We start from the raw sequence: 21,077 nt of genomic DNA, 5'->3' as shown, positions 1-21,077 counted from the left end.
CCTCAACTTTTTGCTAACCGCTAAACAATATTCACTCAAGACAGAAAAAGCTCCCTTAGCGGGAGCTTCTGTTCAACAATTAAACAGTACTTATATTAATTAATTATTTAGCTGAATCCATTGCGTGACCGCCAAAGCCGTTACGCAAAGCTGAAACAACCTTACCTGTAAATGTGTCATCTTGTAATGAACGGTAACGCATTGCAAGTGACAAGTAGATAACAGGGGCTGGTACGCCAAGATCTAATGATTCTTGAACAGTCCATTGACCTTCACCAGATGAATGCATACGACCTGCAATAGCATCCAAATGTGGATCCTTAGCAAATTGTTCTTCAGCCAATTCCATCAACCATGAGCGGATAACTGAACCATGATTCCACAACTTTGAAACAGCTTCATAATCGTAATCGAATTGTGATGCTTCCAAAACTTCAAAGCCTTCAGCAATTGCTTGCATCATACCATATTCGATACCATTATGAACCATCTTCAAATAATGACCTGATCCCAAACGACCTGTGTACAAGTAACCATCTTCTTCAGCGATTGATTCAAAGAGTGGTTCGATAACTTTCCAAGCTTGGGCATCATCGCCACCAATCATGAAGTTACCACCATTACGGGCACCACTCATACCGCCAGATGTTCCAGCATCAAAGAACTTGATACCAGCAGCTGTTGTACGCTTGTTTTGTTCCAAGTTGTCCTTATAGTTAGAGTTACCACCATCAATAATGATGTCGCCCTTGTCCATCTTTTCAATCAAAGTATCGATTGTTGAGTTTGTTGGGACACCTGCAGGTACCATTACCCAAACAGCCTTAGGTGAAGGCAATTTTGACAACATATCATCGATGTCTGATGCACTTTCAACTGATGATGAATAGTCGGTTGCTTCCTTAACGAAATCAGCATTCAAATCAAATGCTACAACTTCATGACCATTATCAACAGCGTTTTTAACTAAGTTCAAGCCCATCTTACCAAGGCCGATCATCGCAAACTTCATGGTTTACTTACCTCTTATATTTTTTGTATTTTTGTTACATACTTATTATATGAAAATTATTTACATATTGCAACCTATTATTGTAAATAATTTTCTAATCTTGTATACTTAATGTATTCAAACAAGCGATACTGTATACAATTATTACGTTGAAAAAATCGTATGGCACGTCATTTTTAACTAAACTAATTTAGGAAATATTAAACTATGTCACGCAACATTATAGCGCAGCTTCGCGCTCAAAAAAAGCAATTCAATACAACTGAAAATAAATTAATTGATTATGTCATTCGAGATACTAATCTTGCGGGAGAAGCAACTATTCAAGAACTTTCTGTTGGCTCTGGTGTTTCAACTGCAACTATTTCTCGCTTTGCTAAAAAAGTGGGCTTCGATTCTTTTCGCGATTTTTCTGTTGCCTTGGCAAGCGCACCAAAATCAGCAACGTCTGATTTTTTTGGTGAGATTACTGATGAAGATGATACTGCAGCAATCGGACAAAAAGTTTTTGCTGGTGCAACTAATGCATTAAATGCTACCATTAATAATTTATCTCCTGATTTACTAGATGATGCCAGTCATTACTTGATTCATGCTAAACGTGTTGGTTTTTTTGGTATAGGCGGATCATCCATTGTTGCCTTTAATGCCTATCACAAATTTTTACGCACCCCGCTTGATGTTATAGCACATCCTGATTATGATATTCAGCTTATGCAAGCAGTCAAATTAGACGCAGATGATGCTGCAGTGGTTATTTCTCACTCAGGTCGTAACAAAGATACCTTACTGATTGCTCAAAAACTAAAAGAAAACGGCGTTAAAGTTATTGCAATAACTTCTTTTGCTGATTCACCGCTATCTAAAATAGCCGATTTGGTGTTACTGTCACTTGCTGAAGAAATCAATTTTCGAAGCGAATCTATGAGTTCTCTTATTGCCCAAATCACCATTATTGATACCTTATTTACAATTGTCGGTTCGCAATTATCTAAAAAAACACAAAACGTTGTGGATACTATGCGCAACATTATTGAGGAAACGCGTTCACACTAAAAAAAGATTGTCCATTGTTGGACAATCTTTTTTCATTAAGCCTATTATTTAGGTTGTTTAATCATCGCCTTGGCTTGATTTGTTAACATATCAATCGCTACTAAATTTTCGCCACCTTCTGGGACAATAATATTCGCATAGCGTTTCGTTGGTTCAACGAACTGATGATACATCGGCTTAACAGTCGCCAAATATTGTTCAATGACACCACGAACAGTGCGACCACGTTCTTCAATATCGCGTTCTAAACGACGCAAAAAACGAATATCATCATCTGTATCAACAAAGATTTTCATATCAAGCAAATCACGTACGCGCTCATCGTTAAATAGTAAAACACCATCAACAATCACAACATCTGCCGGTTCAACATTTTCAACTTCTTGAGAGCGTGTATGCTGTTCGTAATCATATATTGGCTTATTAATTGATTCATGTCGTAATAAGCGACGCAAGTCTGAAATAAACAAATCTGTTTCGAAAGAATCTGGATGATCATAGTTGGTTAATATACGTTCAGACATTGGTTTGTCAGATTGACTCTTATAATATGAATCTTGTTGTAACAAAATTGCAGAAGAGCCATCCGCAGTTAAACGACGTACTAGTTCACGACTGACAGTTGTCTTTCCAGAACCAGAACCACCTGTAATACCAATCACTAATGGTTTTTGAACCATTATTTTTTTCCTCCTTCGCTGGCTTCAATACCAGCATGCAAGCCATCTAAGTCCAATGACATGCCTCGGAAGTCAGCATTCTCAATTGGCAAGTGTTGCACAAATTCGTCAAATACTTGCAGCGTGCCTGTCACATGAGTTGCTGAAAAATCCAAAATATGTCCAGCAAAAGATTTGTCATCAGACAAAAAGTGTAAATGCCAACCAGCTGCCGTTGGGCCATTAAATATTTCAGGTGCATAATAGCCCATTACGGTACCGGATATATTTGTCTCTTCAAATTCTGGTTGATTCGTAGCAACTTCTAATAAACTTGGAAATGGTGTGACTTGCTTAGGCGCAATACGAACATGCATCCGCGAAAAATCAGCATGAAAATTAACAGATGAAAAAATATTTTGTAACTGTGCGGATTTTAATTGATCACTCAATGTTGTAAAATCAACCTGGTCAAAGGGTAAATTTTGAGTTGGGTTATAAAAATGAATTGATGCAAACGGCAGTAACGTGTCTAAGTCTGTAATATGATTGACTTGCCCATCACTTTGCGCCTGATAGACTTGACCTTCTAAAATAATGACCTCACCATTGAGTCCAGTCAGTGTACCAATACCTGTGTCCCCATGTTTTAAAAGTTCAGCAGCTGTTATTGTTCCCTGCATCTGTTTACCCATAAGCATTGCCAACGTACCATGTTGATATAAACTAGTCATTTTTATTTTTTACGTGTGTATCATCTACACACTTCCTCCATACTTGTATTCTCTCCCATTCTAAGCGAATATAATCAGACTGTAAAGGCCTAACTATGTTATTTAATATGATTTACTTGACTAACTTTTTCTACCAATAACCGCACATAGTTACGATCACCTACTGGGCCTGGATGCACACCATCGTCAGCAAACCAGTCAGTATGTTGTTCCGCAAGCTCAAACCAATTAATCACATGTAGATTTGGATAATGTTTTGCTGCATCAAGTAGCATTTTGTTATTTTCATCTTGCCATGAACGGCTCTGGACAAAATTATTCATCCAATAAACTTGACGCTTTTTACCAAACGTTGTCATCATTTGATCTAGATCAGCACGTTTAATATCACCATTTGTCCCTAATCCAATCAACATGTTTGGTGCCAATTTTCCATTTTTAGCCAATTGTTCAACAATTTGTGGTGTTTGATACGATTGCCGTCCAACTTCTGCATCTACTACCATATTGTTATTCACTTCTTGCAAATAAGGTGCCGCGTCTAGCATGACAGAATCACCAACTGCTTTAAACGGCAAGTCTTTAAAAGCCAAATATTGTTTGGATTTCAAACCATAAGTTGCCACAATATTTTTTTGATCATTTGTTAATGTTGTATTTTTTTGCTTTTTAGAAGCAGATGCATGCGCTTTTTTTTCGGCTATTGCATTACGTTTAGCCACTTCAACTTCATTCTTTTTTAATGTTTTTTGTAATTTTGTTTCTGGTAAAGCTATGCCTGCCCGATGATCAGTTAGCCCGTTTCCTAAAAAAAGCAGATACATTAAACTAACAACGACACCACCAAAAAAGCGATTACGTGATGCTACAAACCATTGAAATATATGCTTCAATACTGTCGTATAACTGAAAATTTTTTCAATGTATCGATAGCTCAATTCACTAACTCCAATAACTATTAACACTTCAATGATCATATTTAAGAAAGATGTTTTATAGTGTGGCACAAATTTTTCAAAAAAAACGAACACTGGTAATTGATATAGATAGATACTGTAACTGCGTTTACCAAGATAGTTTAGAAATTTGTTATCAAAGGCGCTTGAAAACCATGATGCTGGATGCACAATAACTGCAATTAAAATGGTAATCATAATAGTGAACAGATACATTAAGCCATGATAAGTCGCATCATTTTGCCCATTTAGCCATAAAAAACCACTAAGCACAATCACTAATGAAACGACGCCTATACTATTCAGCAGGTTTTTTGATGTTTTATTTGCTATTGGTCGTAATTTGGTTGACGACCAAACAAATGCTAACGCAGATCCCAACAAAATTGCAAATAATCGTGTGTCTGTGCCATAATAGGCGCGATTAATTGCATTTGGTTGGTATAAAACAGCCATTAAAATTGCGCTCATTCCTGACATAAGCACCAACGATACAAAAACATATATTTTTTTAATGCGTAATTTCAAAACACCCCATACAACAAATGGCCAAACGAGATAAAATTGCCCTTCAATAGATAGCGACCACAAATGCGTAAAAGGTGATGAACCACCAAATTGTTGAAAATAGGATTGACCATTATTAATTGCCCAAAAATTATACACATAAACCAGATTAGTGATCAAAATATGTCTTAAGTTGTAAATGAGTTGTTGATCAAACAACAAAATAATTGTCGTGCTGATTAACAGCATACCAACCAATGCCGGATAAAGACGTTTCAACCGTCGAATATAAAATTTAATCGGTGCAATATGCTGTGTATTATCATACTCTTGGATTAACAAGTCTGTTATTAAATAACCTGAAAGCACAAAAAAAAGTGGCACGCCTAGCCAACCGCCAATTATTTTAGTTGGCATCAGATGAAAAAGCATCACACCAATAACTGCAATCGCACGTAACCCATCAAAACCTGTAATGTAACGTCTTTTCCCCATTTGAAAAACAAACCTTCCCTAGTACATTTCTTCAAAATAAAAAGCAAACCACTTTTATTAGTTTACTTTTTTTACGTTTAAATGTCAATTGTTACGGATTTATTTCTTTAACATATATTTTTAATTAATTGTCGTTCCACGTCGTTCTAAAGTATGTGGTAATTTAACTTGTGTGAGTTCAATTTTTTCATTGTTCATTAACTTTGTCAGCATTCTCATAGCAACAGCGCCAATATCATACTTAGGTTGCCCAATAGAAGTAACTTGAGGTCGCGTTATAATTGTAAACTTAGTGTCGTTTGATGTGATGATTTCAAAGTCTTCAGGAATTTTTTTGCCATGATCACGCAAATAATTCATAATGCCAATAGCAATCTCGTCATCATATGTCACAACTGCTGTTGCACCTGTGGCAAGAATTCTTTCAGCAACTTGGAGGCCTGCAGCATAATCTTGATGCGTTACAAACAATAAAGAATCGTCAAATTCTATTTGCGCCTCCTCAAGTGCTTTTTTATAACCAACCAAACGATGCATACCGTTAATTGCATGCGCCACTGGTCCGGTCACAATTGCCACACGATTGTGTCCATTTTTAATGACCGCTGTGACCGCCTCTTTAATAGCTGCAACATAATCAATGTTGACACTTGGTAATTGTTCATCACTATCTAGAGAACCTGCTAAGACAACTGGTGCATTGACGCCAGAAATTGTATTCACAACTTCATGGTCCAGCTCATTACCCATAAAAATAATACCATCAACTTGCTTACTTGCCAAATTGTTCACAGCCATCGTTTCGCGAACAGGATCTTCATCGGTATTTGTTAACAAAACATCATAATGATACATATTTGCCACATCATCAATACCACGCGCTAATTCTGAATAGTAGACATCGGTTACGTCTGGCATAACAACACCAATTGTTGTTGTTTTTTTCGACGCCAATCCACGCGCAACAGCATTTGGATGATAGCCAAGTTCCTCGATTGCGTCTAACACTTTACGTTTTGTTGAGTCGCGTACATTACTGTTTCCGTTAACAACCCGAGAAACTGTTGCTAAAGACACGCCTACACGGTGTGCGACATCGTAAATTGTTGCTGAATTTTTTTTCTGCATAATTGACCTTCTTTTTTATTTTTTATTCAATTAAATTTTTTCATAATTGACCCCTTCTTATTATATCAAAGAAATAGCAAATTGCAAACGCTTACAATGCTATTTTTACAAGTTTTCATCATTGTTTCTGTTTGTTACAAGAAAAGATAATTTTTATTGTAAGTGTTAAAATGTAATTAGTAACTAATTAAAAAAGGATCTATTTTTATGAATAAGGAAAAAATAGCCACATTAACAACTTGGCTTGAAAAAAATTCACTTGCTGGCGCTATAATAACCGATTTTCATAGCGTTGCTTATCTATCAGGATTTGAATCCGATCCGATTGAACGCGTACTGGCACTCGTTCTCATATCAGGACAGTCACCATTTTTATTTGGCCCAGCCTTGGAAGTCAACAGCATGAAAGAAAGCGGTTGGCATTTTCAAGCATTTGGTTATGAAGATCAAGAGAAACCTTGGGATAAACTTACCGCTCACATCAAAAATGCGACACCAGGTCAATCTTTTGCTATCGAAGCTGATAACTTATCAGTTTCACGTTATCATGCGCTGCAATCAGCGTATCCATCAGCCTCGTTCAATATGGACATTACAGATCAAATTAACCGCCTAAGGCTTATTAAAACCCCAGCAGAAATTGCGCACATGATTGCTGCTGGCCATGATGCAGATCGTGCATTTGATATTGGATTTCACACATTAACTGAAGGTATCTCAGAATTAGCCGTTGCAGCAAAAATAGAATATGATCTCAAAAAATCTGGCGTCCCTGCTATGAGTTTTGACACCTTAGTACAATTTGGTGATCATGCCGCCGACCCCCATGGTGCAACTTCAACACGCACACTGCAGCAAGGAGATATGGCACTGTTTGATTTAGGTACAATGACAGAAGGCTATGCCTCTGACGCCACTCGCACAGTAGCTTTTGGTGAAGTGAGCAAACAGGCTAAAGAAATTCATGCAGTGACATTAGAAGCACAGCTTGCTGCACAATCACAGGCAAAAATTGGCATGACTGCAAGCGAACTAGATGCCATTGCGCGTCAGATTATTATTAAAGCAGGTTATGGTGACTATTTTGTACACCGTTTAGGACACGGTCTCGGATCCTCTGTTCATGAATTCCCCTCAATCATGGCTGGTAACGATCTAATACTACAAGAAGGTATGGTTTTTTCAATTGAACCAGGTATTTATATGCCAGGTGTTGCTGGCGTTCGACTTGAAGATTCAGGTTACATGAGCACCGATGGCTTTGTTTCCTACACGCATACATCTAAAGAATTATTACAATTTTAACTACTCAATATAAAAGATGTCGCTACACATGTAGCGACATCTTTTATATTACATAGCTTTACTAATTGCCATAATGAGCATCGGTAACATTGTAACAGCATTATTGATAAAATGAATCATGATGCTATCTTGTAAATTACCAGTTTTTTTGTATACAAAGGCCAATACCATCCCCATGAGCATATAAATCAGATAACCCAACACATCAGCTAAATTAGTTGGTATCTCATTCATATGTGGGAAAGCAAATAATAAGCCTGAAAGAATAATACTTGCCCACCACCATGATTGACGGAAAAAATAATTAATAACTAGTCCTCGAAAAATAATTTCTTCAACAACAGGTGCCAAGAAGACACCGTATATAATCATACCAACCATTGTCACATTCAAATTTGAAGTTAAATTATCAATAGCGGTTTGATTTGCCGTTGTCGACACACCAGTCAGATGTATTCGTAAAAAAATGATGACATATTCCAAGCATATCATCAGAGAAAACACGCCCATAAGATACCAAATATGCTGCCAATGCCTCATATTTGGTTTATGGAAAATAGGTTTTATTGTTGTTTTTTTTAACAAATTATAGGCATAATAACCAATCGCAGCATAGATTAAAAACATGATCAAAACACAAAGTACTTGTAGCGCAACAGATTTTTGTAATACTGCAATACCTAATAGTACCGGCGTGATCATGATTAACAACGTCACGATAATAAAATTTATTATTCTTTGAAAAAGATACTTTGGTTGCGGTTCGTGCCTTAAATCAAGCAAATTCAATTATCCTCTTCTTCGTTTAAATGTTGCTTACGCGATTGCCAAAAAAGCCAAGTAAAACTCGCATTAACAATAATCAATAAAATAACTGTCAAGCCAATTGTGATACCTTTTGGCCACTGTTGGCTATCACTTAGAAAAAATAGCCCTAAAAATAAAATGAGTGTTATCACGCCAAGCATGACACTTGCAAGCCAATTCTTCATAATTATTTCACATAATTTTCAATAAAATCAGCAACGGCAGCCTCATTGTTAGTTGTCGTTAACACAATATCAGCAATATCTTTAATTTCTTGTTTGGCATTGGCAACAGCTACACCGATACCTGCAGCTTTAATTTGTGCCGCATCATTTAAATTATCACCTAAGGCAGCTGTATTATCATGATTAATCTGTAGTATATCTGCCAATTCTAATCCAGTGACACCCTTATCGACCCCTTTAGGATTAAATTCAACATAACGATTTGAACTAAACGTCAACAAAACCGATGACGCTAACTCGTTTGTCACGTTATCAGCAATTTTTTGCCGTACCGATGGCTCACTATGTTCAAAAATAACTTTCATAATTGGTTTTTCATGAGCTAGAAAAGTTAAATCATCACTTTTTATTTCAGTATATGGTACTTGTCGTTCACTCATATATTGCTTGTCAGCGGGTGAAATATTATAAATAAATAATTTATCTAACGTATAAATGTGTGTATCGACATCAGCTTGAATTTGTCCAAGCTTAAAAATTTTTTTTGCCAAATCAAGTGACATACTATGCTGGGCAATAACTTCTTCTTTGCCATCAGGATCAATAGCGACAATCGCCCCGCCGTTATACGAAACAACATATTGTCTTGTTTGATTTAAACCTAGCGTATTTAATGTGCCAGTAACTGACTTATACGATCGACCAGTATTTGGCACAAAATAGCCACCATTTTGCGTAAATTTTTGAATGGCATCAATATTTTTTTGATGAATAGACCCATCATCGTTTAATAGTGTTTCATCAAGGTCAGATAAAATCAACTGAATCATGTTATTCTCACTTTCTAATTACGTCTACAATCATTATAACTGAAGACGGTTATTTATTGCCAGTTTGACCAACAAAGTGTATTCCCCCGCCGCACAGGCCACACCGATAATTACCTTCTTGCACACGTCGTTTTCGCATGATATTATGTTCATTTTCACAACGATATAACCAAATTTTTTGTTCCCGCTTTAGCGATGGTGCGAAGCGTGAACCGCCCACTTGTGCGAGTAATCTTTTGAAATCTAAATCTTTATGTTGATAGCCTCGTTTTTGTATGTGCAAATGATAATGTGTCAATTCATGTTTAATGATACCTTCAAATTCTGGTAAATTAGCCATTTTTAAATTAAATTCCAAATTATGGCTAGCCAGTAAATAGCGACCGCCGGTCGTTCTTAGCCGTGTATTAAAACTTGCATTATGATCAAATGATCGGCCAAAATATTTTTTTGAAATTTCCATGACAAGCGTTTGCAGTTCATATTCTGTCATCATTTGAGTAAATTATGAGTTGTTAAGTAGTGTTTCGCTACTTGGCCTGCAGATTCATGCTTAACATTGACAGCATAATTCATTTTTTGCATATCCGAGTTTGAAATTTTTCCCGTTAAGCGATTAATAGCAGCAACTATTTTGGGATTTTGGGTCGCAAAACTATTTTTCATTAGCGCAGCACCTTGATAAATTGGGAAAAAATGGCGATCATCGTTTAATGCTTGTAACTTATATTCTACTAACTGTGAATCTGTTGAATACGCATCGACAACGTTTATCTGCTTTTGATTCATAGCATGATATCGGATTGCTGGATCTAAACTCACTGTTGGTATATTAAGATTATATGTTTTCTCAATACCTGGCATACCATCAGACCTATCTAAAAATTCAGCGGTCATACCTGCTTTGGCATTTGGCAGATGTTTCAAATCCCCAATCGTTTTCAGATCGTATTGCTTGGCTACTTTTATGGGTACAGCAATAGCATAGGTGTCATTAAAACGCATTGGTTGTGTTAAAAATAGCCCTTGTTTTGCTGCCACGTCTTTTGCCGCTTCGTAAGTTGTTTTAGCATCGGCACCAGCCGGTAATTTTATAGCAGGTTTAGCAAAAGATTCTGTAATCGTTCCTGTAAATTCTGGATAAATATCAATTTTACTACTTTTTAGTGCTGAAGACAGAAAAGTTGTCACACCAAAATTTGGTCGTAACTCGATTTTTGTATTTGGTTGCGCCTGTTTAATCAATGCAGCATACATATTAATTAAAATTTCTGGTTCAGAACCGAGTTTACCAGCAATTGTAATAGTTTGCGGTGCTTGTTTTTGTGGTATTAATGGTAAAATGCTACCACCAACAAATAATAAGATCAAAATACTGACCACACTTTTTCGTAACCAACCACTTAGGTTTACTACAAAAGTAATCATCAAACCACCAACAATAGCTAACAAAGCTGACGCCAAGGCGCCAATCAAAATTAAATTCGTATTATTACGATCAATACCTAGGAGAATGAAGTCTCCCAAACCACCGGCACCAATTAATGACGCTAATGTTGCTGTGCCAATAATCAAAACAGTCGCCGTTCTAATGCCTGCAATGATACTTGGCATAGCTAACGGTATTTGAATTTTACGTAATAGTAATCGCCGTGGCAGCCCAAGCGCACGACCGCCGTCCAATACACCTGGATCAACGCCTGTTAATCCTAAGTAAGTATTTTGAAAAATAGGCAATAACGCATAAATCACCAGTGCTATTAAGGCTGCTGGTGTGCCAATGCCAACAAGTGGGATTAGCAAACCAAGTATAGCTAATGACGGTAACGTTTGAAATATGCTAGTGATTTGTAAAAGCCACTCAGCATAACGTCCATGCCTTTCAGCCCAAATAGCAAGTGGTATTGCAATCAACGCTGCAATCACAACGGCACTGACTGTCAATTGAATATGCTGCCATAGCGCAGCAAAAAATTGCGTGTGACGAGCAATTAGTGTGCCCCACATAATAAACCTCTTTTTAAATTCTATTGCTGCCGCATAGTTTTAAATACCACAACAGTCATTTGACAAAAACCAATAGTCGTACCGAATTAAGACACTTCAATATACTGTATCAAAGTCTGAACAAAATGTTCCAAATCAGCCTGTTCTTGTTTACTAAATCGATTGAGTTGCGTTGAGTCAATATCCAAAACACCAATTTTTTGACCATTTGCAGTTGTAATTGGTATCACAATTTCTGCATTTGAATCAACATCACATACAATATGACCCGAAAAAGCATGCACATCTGGCACAACAATTGTTTTCTGTGCTGTAAAAGCGTTACCCACAACACCCTTGTCAGGTGCAATCAAAGCCGTAGCCGGTTTTCCTAAAAATGGTCCCAAAGCTAACGTATTTGTTTCTGCATGATACAAATAAAATCCTGCCCAATTCACTGCAGTCATATTTTGAAATAGGATTGCGGCAGCATTAGCATAATTAGCAAGCGTGTAAGACTCACTGTTTTCACCTTTAATCCAGGTTGCCAATAACTGCGAAATTAAAGGCGCATTTTTTTGAATTTCTGACATCTGTTAATCCTCCAATTTTATTAAGGCGCTATCACTGAGCTTCAATTTATCAAAAAAGCATTTCCGCACAAATATTTTATTTGTACAGAAATGCTAAACATGACATAGCGTTAATGATTAGCATTGCCATGACAGCACAACCCTAAAGTTTACATCATTCAAACGGACAATGTTTTGTTTAAATCACATACTTTTTTGACACGATAGCTTTGGTTAACTAACTTTTAAATCAGTATAAGCTTATTTTTAGTAAGTGTCAATCGCACTATATTCTCTTTTAATTTTGATGTGCCGCAATATAGTCAACAGTCTGTTGTAGTGTGATTAAGTTTTCTGAATCTTCATCTGAAATACTAATGTTAAACATATCTTCCACTTCCAAAATCAACTCAACAAAATCAATAGAATCTGCGTCAATGTCAGTTAAAAAATTCAAATCCGGTGTTACTGCAGAACGTTCCACATTGAAACGTTCTGCAATCTCGTCAGCCATCATATTATAGATTGCTTCTTTTTCCATAGCCATTGTTGGTTCTCCAATATTTATTTAATCAATTATCTCAAGTGATTAGTATACCACTAATCATTGAATTGTGCATGTAGCACTTCTTTACCAGATTGGAGTTCTTCTTTATGTGCTGTGATATAAGTCTGTACGTCTAGCACTAATTGATTATCAATCATTGTTTTAATCTGTCCCATAGTATTAGCCACGGCATTAGCCTTTGCTGAACCATGTGTTTTAACTACAGGCGCTTTGACACCCAAAATAACAGCCCCACCGCCTTCATTATAATCCAACTTTTTTTGAACCTCACGAAAGGCTGGTTTGAGTAGCGCCCCACCAATTTTGCCCTTAAGTCCAGATGACATGATAGCATTTTTGATTTGTTTTAGCATCATCAAAGCTGTACCTTCTGTGGCTTTCAAAGCAGCATTACCTGAAAAGCCATCAGCGACAACAACATCGGCAGTACCTTCAAGTAATTCACGTGCTTCGATATTACCAATAAAATTAAATGATGGTGCATCCTTCATTAGCATATGTGCTGTTTTATGAACTTCATCACCTTTATCTTCTTCCGCCCCATTATTAAGTAGTCGCACACGCGGATTTTTTATACCTAAAACATGCGTTGCGTAGAAACTACCCAAGATACCATATTGATATAGATGTGATGGTTTATTTTCAGCATTTGCGCCTAAATCCATGAAAACAAATTGATCATGCGGGCCATTAAAGCTTGGCAATGCTGTTGCGAGTGCAGGACGATCAACGCCTTTGATACGACCAATCAAGAAAATTGCACTTGATAATAACGCACCCGTATTGCCGGCACTAAATAATGCGTCTGCACGACCTTCTTTAACAGCCATAGCAGCTTGTACCATTGATGAGTCTTTCTTACGTCGCATCGCCTTTACAGGCTCGTCACCCATCTCTATGACCTCAGTCGTTGGAATCAATTCAATGCGCTCCCAATTTTGAACTAAAGGTTTAACTTTATTTTCTGTGCCATAAAGTTGAAATGAAATGTCTTTATAACGATCACGTGCCTGTTCAATACCTTTAACTATCTCTAGTGGCGCAAAATCGCCACCCATTGCATCTATTGCTATTTTCATAATTTTAGAAATGTTTGTCATCGCTTAACGTAACAGCTATCTCTTAATTTTTGGATATCATTTGTTATGATAAACAGAAAATAAAGTGTTCCGTTTTTATATACAGCGCCAAACATATTTCCTCCGTGTTTAATATTTACTTATTTTATCATTTATAGTCATAACGTGCTGTTTATTTTCTAGCATGTCTTTTACGTGTTAACAAAAAAATAATCGACATGATAAACAGAAATCCCAAACCAATAACTAGTGGTATGCGTGTATTTGGATTAATAACCATGTATATCAGCGTAATCAGTAACATGATCATGGCAAAGTAGTTCGTATAAGGCGATAAAGGCATTTTGAACGGATGTTCAGCCATATGTTGCTCGTTTTCACGTCTGAACTTTATTTGACTCCACAAGATGACAAACCATGGCACCATACCAGGTAATGTACTAGCAGAATAAACTAATACGAAAATATTTGAACTGCCACGCCAGAAAAACGGTAATATTGCGTTGAGTATGATTCCCAATAAGATACCGCCTGAAACGGCCAAAATTGGCAGTGTTGGCACATGATGTTTTGATAATCCCAAAAACTTTGGGGGCAGCTCCTTATTTAGTGCCAAAGTGTATAACATACGACTCGAGCTAAAAATACCAGAATTTAACGCCGACATCGCTGCAGTCAACATCACAAAATTAATGATTTCAGCTGCTGCTGTAATGCCAACACGTGAAAAAGTTTCCACAAACGGTGATCCAACTTGATCTAATTGATTCCATGGATATATTGTAATAATAACAAAAATTGCGCCAATGTAGAAAATTAAAATTCGTGCGACAATTGATCTAATCGAGGCAACAATGGCATGTTTTGGATTCTCTGTCTCTCCAGCAGTGATACCAATTACTTCAATACCCTGATATGAGGTAATAACAATTGATAAGGCAAACATAAAGCCCTTAAAACCACCTGCAAAAAAAGGACCATGACGCCAAAGGTTAGAAAAACCAACAGGTTGCCAATGATTACCCAAACCGAACAAAATAACCATCAAGCCTAGAATAATCATCAGAATAATTGTCACAACCTTAATCATCGAAAACCATGATTCCAGATTGCCATAAGCCTTGACAGTGGTCAGATTAGCTAATGTTAGTGTTGCTAACACAACAACGCCTGTTACCCAACTTGGAACGCCTGGAAACCAGAAGTCTAGATACAAACCAACTGCAATTGTTTCTGATATACCAACCGTAACCCACTGAAATACATTCGCCCAAACTGTTAAGTAACCAGCAAGTGGATGAATATATTTTGTAGCATAGTTGGCAAATGATCCGACAGACGGATCAACATATAACATCTCGCCTAGCGCACGCATGACTAGATAAAGTACAAACCCTGCAAGTGCATACGCTAATATAACAGAAACACCTGTCCACTTAATTGTTGCGGCTGACCCCATAAATAGGCCAACGCCAATCGTCCCACCAAGGGCTATCATCTGCATTTGGTGAGATGATAAGTCTCTATTTAATTCTCTGTTCTTTTTTTCTGCCATTAGCAGCACTCCTCCAACATGTTTCTCTATAATTAAATATTATCGGCGTAAAAAAAGCGCCTCTAGAACTTAATCTAGGGGCGCTTTTGCGCGGTACCAACCCAATTTTAGACGTAAAATATACGTACTTCTTAAAACAATTAGGTTAACGACCAATTACTCCGATGGTAATTTCAACTTTTAGTTTACTCATACCAAACCTCAACGGTAGTCTTTGCTAGTTCCCCTCATCATTCTCACCGTCCATGATGTCTCTTATTCAAGGGTAATCACACAAAATGTCCGTCTCAACGTCTGTATCTAATAATACTATGTTTTATCTTTTTGTGCAAATTTTTAAAGACAAAAAAAAGCAAGTAACCGAAGTTACTTGCTTTTAATGGAATATCCCAAGGTCTCCTGATTGTGAAATCAGTGCTCCCTCTCGGACTCGAACCGAGGACCTTGGGATTAAAAATCCCCTACTCTAACCAACTGAGTTAAAGGAGCAAACAATGCCGTAGCACATTTATATATATTACAGACATTCTTCTAAAAAAGCAACCCTTTTTAGAAAGTTTGTTGATTACATTTGTAATCACTTTAAAATTCGTTGATATACCAGCGTTTCAGTGCAAAAAAAAAATCGCTTTCGCGAATTTTTAATAGGATTATTTTTCAATATCACCGTCACTCAAATCATCTAAATCGTTTGTGCCGGTCAGTTCTGTCAAATTGTCATCAATCGACTCATCGTCACCAACAGCAATATCTTCGTCATCGTCATCTGCAACTTCTGAACCATTAGCATTGTTTTCATCATTACTAACTTCACCGAAATCTTCATCTTCTGGATCATCATCATTATAATCAATGACATCATCATCTGTAGAAGCATCTGCAAAAACGTTAACTTTCTTTGCAACTTTTTTACGCTTTGGTGTATCGTCGTCATCATCAATTTCATGAATTGATTCATCAATCGCATCGACTGGATACCAAGCACGTAGTCCCCATTCATTGTTTCCAAGGGAAATAAATGAGCCATCTGTGTTTAAATCTGTATAAAATTGTGAGAGACGTGACTTGAACGTCTCGGCATCAACTGCCAAAAAATCCTGAATTTCTTGTACTAATGAGCTAAACGGCATAACGTTCTTATGTTCCGCCAAAATTTCAGAAGCAATTTCAACCAATGCTAATTCTTCTTTTGGGTGACTGCTTAATTGTGTGAGTGCCATAGTGCCCGTCCTTTCGAGTTTCTAACTAATTAAGTTTACTAGATTTTTGACTAAATTGCAACAAAATATCATATTGCCCGACAATTGCATCATTTGCATAAAGTTCATAGCTAATATTTGCTAAACCGGATAGTTGTGTTAAATCAAATTGACTTGATAAAGTTGTTGTATAAGTTTCTAATTGCATCTGTCCTGCCGGTGTTTGATAATGCGCCGGCAATCTTTGACCTTCTGTAAAAGCAAGTTTAGTTGACCCCTCACCACTGCGATTTAATCGCGCATGATCGCCTGCTATTTTGAACAATACTTTTGTCTGACTTTGACCAGCAATGACTTCAGTATAACGCAAAAAAACCACCCCATCTTTAATTAACACTTCACCTGTTGTGTCAAATTCAAAAACTTCAGATTCACCCGCTTGATTAATTGTTGTTTTTAAATATATAGTCACATTATCATTTGCCATTCTTTTTCTCATTTCAATTATGTTAACGTAAAATTAATTATTAATGTGTCAAGTAACCGTATTATTTTACTCATTTGGCGCATTAATACAACTTTGTTATTATTTTCTTTAGAAATCAATTATAATATAAGAAAGACTAAAAGGGCAGAATATGTTACAAGATAAATTATTAAACGAAAAAGTACTCCGTGATCCTATTCACAACTTTATCCATATTCAAGATCGCGTCATTCTTGATTTAATTAACACAAGTGAATTTCAACGCCTTCGACGGGTCCAACAGCTAGGTATCACTAGTTCTGTATTTCACGGTGCTGAACATTCACGATTTGGTCATTCAGTTGGCGCTTATGAGATTGCCAGACGAATCACTGAACACTTTGAACAGTACTATCTGTCTCAAACACCTAATGATGGCTTATGGCAAAAAGACGAACGTTTAGTGACCTTAGTGGCAGCGTTATTGCATGACATTGGCCATGGTGCATTTTCACATACTTTTGAACACTTATTCGGTACAGATCACGAAGCTATTACCCGTGAAATTATCACCGGCAATACAGAAATACATGCTGTATTAGCAAGTGTGGCACCAGATTTCCCAAATAAAGTTGCCAGTGTCATTGCTAAAACCTATGATAACCCACAAGTTGTGCAGTTAATTTCTAGCCAACTAGATGTTGATCGTATGGACTATTTGTTGCGGGATGCTTATTTTACTGGCACGAAGTATGGCGAGTTTGATATTGATCGTATATTGCGGACAATGAAACCGACCAAAAATGGTATTGCCTTTGACATTGCTGGTATGCACGCCGTTGAAGATTATGTTGTCAGTCGTTATCAAATGTATCTACAGGTTTATTTCCATCCAGTATCTCGTGGTATGGAAGTACTGCTTGAGCATTTATTGCACCGTGCACGTGAATTATATCGCGCCAGTGAGACACATGAAAAAGATTTTGTCGGTCCGCTACTCACGCCATTATTTAATGACGCACCACTCACTATTTATGATTATTTACAAATTGACGACCATGTGTTTATGACTTATATTTCTATGTGGCGCCATCATCCAGATCCGATTTTATCTGACTTGTCACAACGTTTCTTAGATCGACGGCCATTAAAATCTATCATTATTAATGATGAAACAGCGCCGTTACTAGAAGATCTCGACAAATTGGTTGGCATTGCCGGCTATAATGCCGAGTACTACACAGCACGAAATGATGCGTTTGATCTACCATATGACGATTACAAGCCTAACGTCGCCAAGCCACGCACACAAATAGACTTTGTGTTAGATGATGGTTCACATAGAGAACTATCAGAATTATCGCCACTTGTTGCAGCAATCAAAGGACAAGTGTCGTTTGATAAGCGATTTTATTTTCCAAAAGAAATGTTAAACATCGAACCTGACGAATTATTTGCGGATACTTTTAAAACATTTCGTAGTTATATTCATAATAATTCACTCACGACGCCAAATCCCGAAAGTTGAGCAATAACTGATGGCCTAGCATTTACTACGACGATAAAAAGTCGAGTTAATGCTTTTTTATTGTGGTAGCGTTAAATTACTATTTTCATAATCAATTGTATAAGTGATCGCCTGATTGCCACGTATCGTCATCTCAAAATCAGTGGCATAAATAATTAATCCTAATTGATGTCCTGCACGTAATTTGTACAACGTTGGTTGCAATTTAAGGGTTATTGATACATAATCATTGGCAATTAACGCATCATTTTGCCAAGCATTTGTGCGATTTTGTAAATTAATATGTCCAATTGTAATCATTTTGCTACTCGCTTTTTGCAACTCAAATTCTTGTAACGCGACTTTAGCAAAATTAACACCGCGATCAATCATGACATTTTGATTAGTGGTATGCGGTTTGAGATAATCATCTTCGCCGTAATCAATTAACATCGCGCTGATCAGTCCAATATTTTTCGATGATTTAACGCGTAACTGTAAGACACTTTCTCCGTTAATTACCTGTGCTTTTGTGATCCTTTCACTTCTAAAATGTTGTTGCGTATGCAGTAATTCTGGCACTTGTTTCAACGTTTGAGCACGCCAATGATTAAAATTTGTTGTATATTTTTTAAATAGTCTCTCAGGCAAATAATCCGTAAAAGCGCCTTCACCAGTTGCAGGCGCTAAGGTCAGTTGATTTGTTGCTAAATAATATGTCGTCTTTTTTGACGCTGCACCCCAATCTTCTAATTTATACCAAGTTTGCGTTTTGGTGTTATCTTGCCAAGTTACTGTTGGCAAAATTGTTGTAGCGCTAGTATCAAGATCTAGTAACTTATCAGAAAACCATAAATTGATTTGGTCAGCAAAATCGAGTGAACGATTATTATTAATGTTAATATGTTGGCCTTGATGCAAAATCAGTTTATGATGAGCGGTTCCTCGTAATGCTTGCCACAAACGATAAACTTGACGTGGCTTGACATTCCAATCGTTTAACCCATGCACAGAAATAATGTCCACTTTGATGTTTTTAGCTTGATTAAGATAATTTCGTGCAGCCCAATAAGTATCATAATTACCATTTTGACGATCTTGCAACCGTGCCGTGTTCTGTTGATAAATTTGCCAAGCTGATTTTGTACGAGCCCAATCAGCAGGATCCTGCATACGACTATAAACTAACTCAGCTAACACATCCATGTCTTCACCTGGAAACCCGCCTGGTGCAATCACTAAGCCATTATCACGATAATATTGATACCAATCAGAAATAGCCGCTTCAGAAATAACTGTTTTCAAGCCTTCAACACCAGTTGTTGCCACTGCTGTGGCTAACGTGCCTAAATAAGAACGACCCGTCATGGCGATTTTGTGATTAGACCAGTCAGCAGTAATTGCAATTTGGCTTGTCCTGTCTGTAAAAGCCACACGATTGCCTGCTAGCCATTCTACAACGTTCTTCATAGATTCAACCTGTTCTGGTGAACCAGTGTCTTGCATGCCATCAGAATGCCTTGTACCCACGCCAGCGGCATATGCTACCGCAAAACCACGTGATAAAAAATAATTGTTCAAATCCCAAGCGCGACCTGCAAGATCCGTAAAGGTTTTTGTTGCTGTGGTTGTTTCATCGGCAATCACCCGCGGTGAGATTGCCTTCATATCATGATGAGCAGTGGGCGCATTAGCCACTTTTGTCGGTATTTTATACGTTAATAGCTGATTAACATCATGTATCTTTGCATCGTTTTCTTTCAACATCATACCTTGATAATACGGCGACGCCGTAAACAAGACTGGTAATTTTTCCAGTGATTTAGGCCGTTGAATATCAACTTGTACAAGATCTGGTTTGCCATCATTATCCGAATCAACTGCTGTTTCAACCCAAACCGTTTCTTGAATTAAATCTCTCGTATCGTAAGTGACCAAAGATTTGCCATTAAATATGAGACGTTGATTGGTTGCTTTAAAATAACCATGGCTCGCCAATTCGTCAACGAACAATAGACCATTCTTCGTATGCGTGTTTAAAAGGACATACCACGCGTGATAAATATCTGATACATCAGTTATGGCGAGCCCCACATTTTTAAAAACCTGTTGTCCATCAAAATTAGCTTCCTGCAATTCGTCCTCAAAACCTAATAATTGTGTCGCAATTGTGTAAAAAATCGCTGTCGTTAAGGGTTGTTTGTTTTGTAAAAATTCTAATATCGTTAACTCTGCTGTGGCTAAATGATCCGTTAACCAGTCATTTTCTAGAGCATAGCTATGATACTCAGGTAATGCTCGACGTAGCAAATGATTTAAAATATCTGCTTTTACCCATGTCTCATTATAAAATCCAATGGTTGATAACTCAGTTATTTCAGTTGTTTTATCCACTGTTTTTTTACCAAATTGTTGTATTTTTGTCATCTCAGCGTACCTTTCAATAATTATTCTCATTATACACCCATTAA

At 37.1% G+C, this 21,077-nt stretch carries 20 protein-coding genes and 1 tRNA gene; 3 read left to right on the top strand and 18 right to left on the bottom strand.

Annotated elements, in window-relative coordinates; all coding sequences use genetic code 11:
• Window positions 1-103: 103 nt before the first annotated feature.
• Window positions 104-1,012: a phosphogluconate dehydrogenase (NAD(+)-dependent, decarboxylating) gene (gene gnd, locus K5Q14_RS02240; protein WP_220734210.1), complete on the bottom strand. Its 909-nt coding sequence runs from the start codon at window positions 1,010-1,012 to the stop codon at window positions 104-106.
• A 207-nt stretch (window positions 1,013-1,219) separates the two neighbouring features.
• Here gnd and K5Q14_RS02235 point away from each other — a divergent pair, with 207 nt between their 5' ends.
• Window positions 1,220-2,068 (top strand): MurR/RpiR family transcriptional regulator, encoded by an 849-nt coding sequence (locus tag K5Q14_RS02235; protein ID WP_220734209.1) that lies wholly within the window; start codon window positions 1,220-1,222, stop codon window positions 2,066-2,068.
• Window positions 2,069-2,112: 44 nt separating this feature from the next.
• Here K5Q14_RS02235 and udk read toward each other — a convergent pair whose 3' ends face one another.
• The 4 genes from udk to ccpA all read right to left on the bottom strand — a co-directional run bounded on the left by udk (window position 2,113) and on the right by ccpA (window position 6,547).
• The gene (udk, locus tag K5Q14_RS02230) at window positions 2,113-2,748 is read right to left on the bottom strand and encodes a uridine kinase (protein ID WP_220734208.1); all 636 of its coding nucleotides are present in this window, start codon (window positions 2,746-2,748) and stop codon (window positions 2,113-2,115) included.
• Complete coding sequence (budA, locus tag K5Q14_RS02225) at window positions 2,748-3,461, bottom strand: acetolactate decarboxylase (RefSeq protein WP_220734207.1); 714 nt, start codon at window positions 3,459-3,461, stop codon at window positions 2,748-2,750. The genes udk and budA overlap by 1 nt, the downstream gene beginning before the upstream one ends.
• Before the next feature lie 98 nt (window positions 3,462-3,559).
• Window positions 3,560-5,419, bottom strand: coding sequence for an acyltransferase family protein (locus K5Q14_RS02220; protein WP_220734206.1), 1,860 nt, complete (start codon window positions 5,417-5,419; stop codon window positions 3,560-3,562).
• A 120-nt stretch (window positions 5,420-5,539) separates the two neighbouring features.
• Window positions 5,540-6,547 carry a catabolite control protein A gene (gene ccpA, locus K5Q14_RS02215; RefSeq protein ID WP_220734205.1) on the bottom strand — a complete coding sequence of 336 codons (1,008 nt, stop codon included), beginning with the start codon at window positions 6,545-6,547 and terminating at the stop codon, window positions 5,540-5,542.
• A gap of 207 nt (window positions 6,548-6,754) precedes the next feature.
• On the opposite strand from ccpA, the gene K5Q14_RS02210 reads away from it, so the two are divergent.
• On the top strand, window positions 6,755-7,852 hold the full coding sequence (locus K5Q14_RS02210; RefSeq protein WP_220734204.1) for an aminopeptidase P family protein: 1,098 nt from the start codon (window positions 6,755-6,757) through the stop codon (window positions 7,850-7,852).
• Window positions 7,853-7,900: 48 nt separating this feature from the next.
• On the opposite strand, the gene K5Q14_RS02205 is transcribed toward K5Q14_RS02210, so the two are convergent.
• The 12 genes from K5Q14_RS02205 to K5Q14_RS02150 all read right to left on the bottom strand — a co-directional run bounded on the left by K5Q14_RS02205 (window position 7,901) and on the right by K5Q14_RS02150 (window position 17,120).
• Window positions 7,901-8,635, bottom strand: a complete 735-nt coding sequence (locus tag K5Q14_RS02205) for a CPBP family intramembrane glutamic endopeptidase (RefSeq protein ID WP_220734258.1) — start codon at window positions 8,633-8,635, stop codon at window positions 7,901-7,903.
• Window positions 8,636-8,637: 2 nt separating this feature from the next.
• The gene (locus K5Q14_RS02200; RefSeq protein WP_220734203.1) at window positions 8,638-8,844 is read right to left on the bottom strand and encodes a hypothetical protein; all 207 of its coding nucleotides are present in this window, start codon (window positions 8,842-8,844) and stop codon (window positions 8,638-8,640) included.
• A gap of 2 nt (window positions 8,845-8,846) precedes the next feature.
• A complete protein-coding gene (locus K5Q14_RS02195; RefSeq protein ID WP_220734202.1) occupies window positions 8,847-9,674 on the bottom strand; it encodes a Cof-type HAD-IIB family hydrolase in 828 nt (275 codons plus the stop codon).
• Window positions 9,675-9,723: 49 nt separating this feature from the next.
• Complete coding sequence (locus K5Q14_RS02190; RefSeq protein WP_220734257.1) at window positions 9,724-10,167, bottom strand: SprT family protein; 444 nt, start codon at window positions 10,165-10,167, stop codon at window positions 9,724-9,726.
• Entirely contained in the window at window positions 10,167-11,681 is a 1,515-nt protein-coding gene (locus K5Q14_RS02185; RefSeq protein ID WP_220734201.1) for an ABC transporter permease/substrate-binding protein, read from the bottom strand. Before K5Q14_RS02185 ends, K5Q14_RS02190 begins: the two co-directional genes overlap by 1 nt.
• Window positions 11,682-11,767: 86 nt before the next feature.
• Window positions 11,768-12,253, bottom strand: coding sequence for a free L-methionine (R)-S-oxide reductase MsrC (gene msrC, locus K5Q14_RS02180; RefSeq protein ID WP_220734200.1), 486 nt, complete (start codon window positions 12,251-12,253; stop codon window positions 11,768-11,770).
• A 277-nt stretch (window positions 12,254-12,530) separates the two neighbouring features.
• Window positions 12,531-12,779, bottom strand: a complete 249-nt coding sequence (locus tag K5Q14_RS02175; protein ID WP_220734199.1) for an acyl carrier protein — start codon at window positions 12,777-12,779, stop codon at window positions 12,531-12,533.
• Between the two features lie 53 nt (window positions 12,780-12,832).
• Window positions 12,833-13,879: a phosphate acyltransferase PlsX gene (gene plsX, locus K5Q14_RS02170; RefSeq protein WP_220734198.1), complete on the bottom strand. Its 1,047-nt coding sequence runs from the start codon at window positions 13,877-13,879 to the stop codon at window positions 12,833-12,835.
• Between the two features lie 172 nt (window positions 13,880-14,051).
• Complete coding sequence (locus K5Q14_RS02165) at window positions 14,052-15,434, bottom strand: amino acid permease (protein ID WP_220734197.1); 1,383 nt, start codon at window positions 15,432-15,434, stop codon at window positions 14,052-14,054.
• Window positions 15,435-15,849: 415 nt separating this feature from the next.
• Window positions 15,850-15,923: transfer RNA gene (locus tag K5Q14_RS02160), tRNA-Lys, on the bottom strand.
• Window positions 15,924-16,084: 161 nt separating this feature from the next.
• Entirely contained in the window at window positions 16,085-16,654 is a 570-nt protein-coding gene (gene rpoE / locus K5Q14_RS02155; protein ID WP_220734196.1) for a DNA-directed RNA polymerase subunit delta, read from the bottom strand.
• Between the two features lie 25 nt (window positions 16,655-16,679).
• On the bottom strand, window positions 16,680-17,120 hold the full coding sequence (locus K5Q14_RS02150) for a YwiB family protein (RefSeq protein ID WP_220734195.1): 441 nt from the start codon (window positions 17,118-17,120) through the stop codon (window positions 16,680-16,682).
• Window positions 17,121-17,271: 151 nt separating this feature from the next.
• Here K5Q14_RS02150 and K5Q14_RS02145 point away from each other — a divergent pair, with 151 nt between their 5' ends.
• Entirely contained in the window at window positions 17,272-18,627 is a 1,356-nt protein-coding gene (locus tag K5Q14_RS02145; RefSeq protein WP_220734194.1) for an HD domain-containing protein, read from the top strand.
• 57 nt (window positions 18,628-18,684) lie between these two features.
• Here the strand turns inward: K5Q14_RS02145 and K5Q14_RS02140 are convergent, their stop codons facing one another.
• On the bottom strand, window positions 18,685-21,033 hold the full coding sequence (locus K5Q14_RS02140) for a Xaa-Pro dipeptidyl-peptidase (RefSeq protein ID WP_220734193.1): 2,349 nt from the start codon (window positions 21,031-21,033) through the stop codon (window positions 18,685-18,687).
• Window positions 21,034-21,077 lie beyond the last annotated feature (44 nt).

This window comes from Leuconostoc inhae, assembly GCF_019656015.1.
Lineage (GTDB): Bacteria > Bacillota > Bacilli > Lactobacillales > Lactobacillaceae > Leuconostoc > Leuconostoc inhae_A.
The sequence above is the reverse complement of the archived record's forward strand: the minus strand, read 5'-3'. Positions and strand labels throughout refer to the sequence as shown.

Coding starts and splice junctions, on each gene's coding strand:
- K5Q14_RS02195 (WP_220734202.1), bottom strand. CDS start 9,674: ATGATTCAGTTGATTTTATCTGACCTTGATGAAACACTATTAAACGAT.
- K5Q14_RS02165 (WP_220734197.1), bottom strand. CDS start 15,434: ATGGCAGAAAAAAAGAACAGAGAATTAAATAGAGACTTATCATCTCAC.
- udk (WP_220734208.1), bottom strand. CDS start 2,748: ATGGTTCAAAAACCATTAGTGATTGGTATTACAGGTGGTTCTGGTTCT.
- K5Q14_RS02235 (WP_220734209.1), top strand. CDS start 1,220: ATGTCACGCAACATTATAGCGCAGCTTCGCGCTCAAAAAAAGCAATTC.
- budA (WP_220734207.1), bottom strand. CDS start 3,461: ATGACTAGTTTATATCAACATGGTACGTTGGCAATGCTTATGGGTAAA.
- K5Q14_RS02175 (WP_220734199.1), bottom strand. CDS start 12,779: ATGGCTATGGAAAAAGAAGCAATCTATAATATGATGGCTGACGAGATT.
- K5Q14_RS02200 (WP_220734203.1), bottom strand. CDS start 8,844: ATGAAGAATTGGCTTGCAAGTGTCATGCTTGGCGTGATAACACTCATT.
- K5Q14_RS02190 (WP_220734257.1), bottom strand. CDS start 10,167: ATGACAGAATATGAACTGCAAACGCTTGTCATGGAAATTTCAAAAAAA.
- K5Q14_RS02210 (WP_220734204.1), top strand. CDS start 6,755: ATGAATAAGGAAAAAATAGCCACATTAACAACTTGGCTTGAAAAAAAT.
- msrC (WP_220734200.1), bottom strand. CDS start 12,253: ATGTCAGAAATTCAAAAAAATGCGCCTTTAATTTCGCAGTTATTGGCA.
- K5Q14_RS02185 (WP_220734201.1), bottom strand. CDS start 11,681: ATGTGGGGCACACTAATTGCTCGTCACACGCAATTTTTTGCTGCGCTA.
- plsX (WP_220734198.1), bottom strand. CDS start 13,879: ATGAAAATAGCAATAGATGCAATGGGTGGCGATTTTGCGCCACTAGAG.
- K5Q14_RS02145 (WP_220734194.1), top strand. CDS start 17,272: ATGTTACAAGATAAATTATTAAACGAAAAAGTACTCCGTGATCCTATT.
- K5Q14_RS02150 (WP_220734195.1), bottom strand. CDS start 17,120: ATGGCAAATGATAATGTGACTATATATTTAAAAACAACAATTAATCAA.
- K5Q14_RS02140 (WP_220734193.1), bottom strand. CDS start 21,033: ATGACAAAAATACAACAATTTGGTAAAAAAACAGTGGATAAAACAACT.
- K5Q14_RS02220 (WP_220734206.1), bottom strand. CDS start 5,419: ATGGGGAAAAGACGTTACATTACAGGTTTTGATGGGTTACGTGCGATT.
- ccpA (WP_220734205.1), bottom strand. CDS start 6,547: ATGCAGAAAAAAAATTCAGCAACAATTTACGATGTCGCACACCGTGTA.
- gnd (WP_220734210.1), bottom strand. CDS start 1,012: ATGAAGTTTGCGATGATCGGCCTTGGTAAGATGGGCTTGAACTTAGTT.
- rpoE (WP_220734196.1), bottom strand. CDS start 16,654: ATGGCACTCACACAATTAAGCAGTCACCCAAAAGAAGAATTAGCATTG.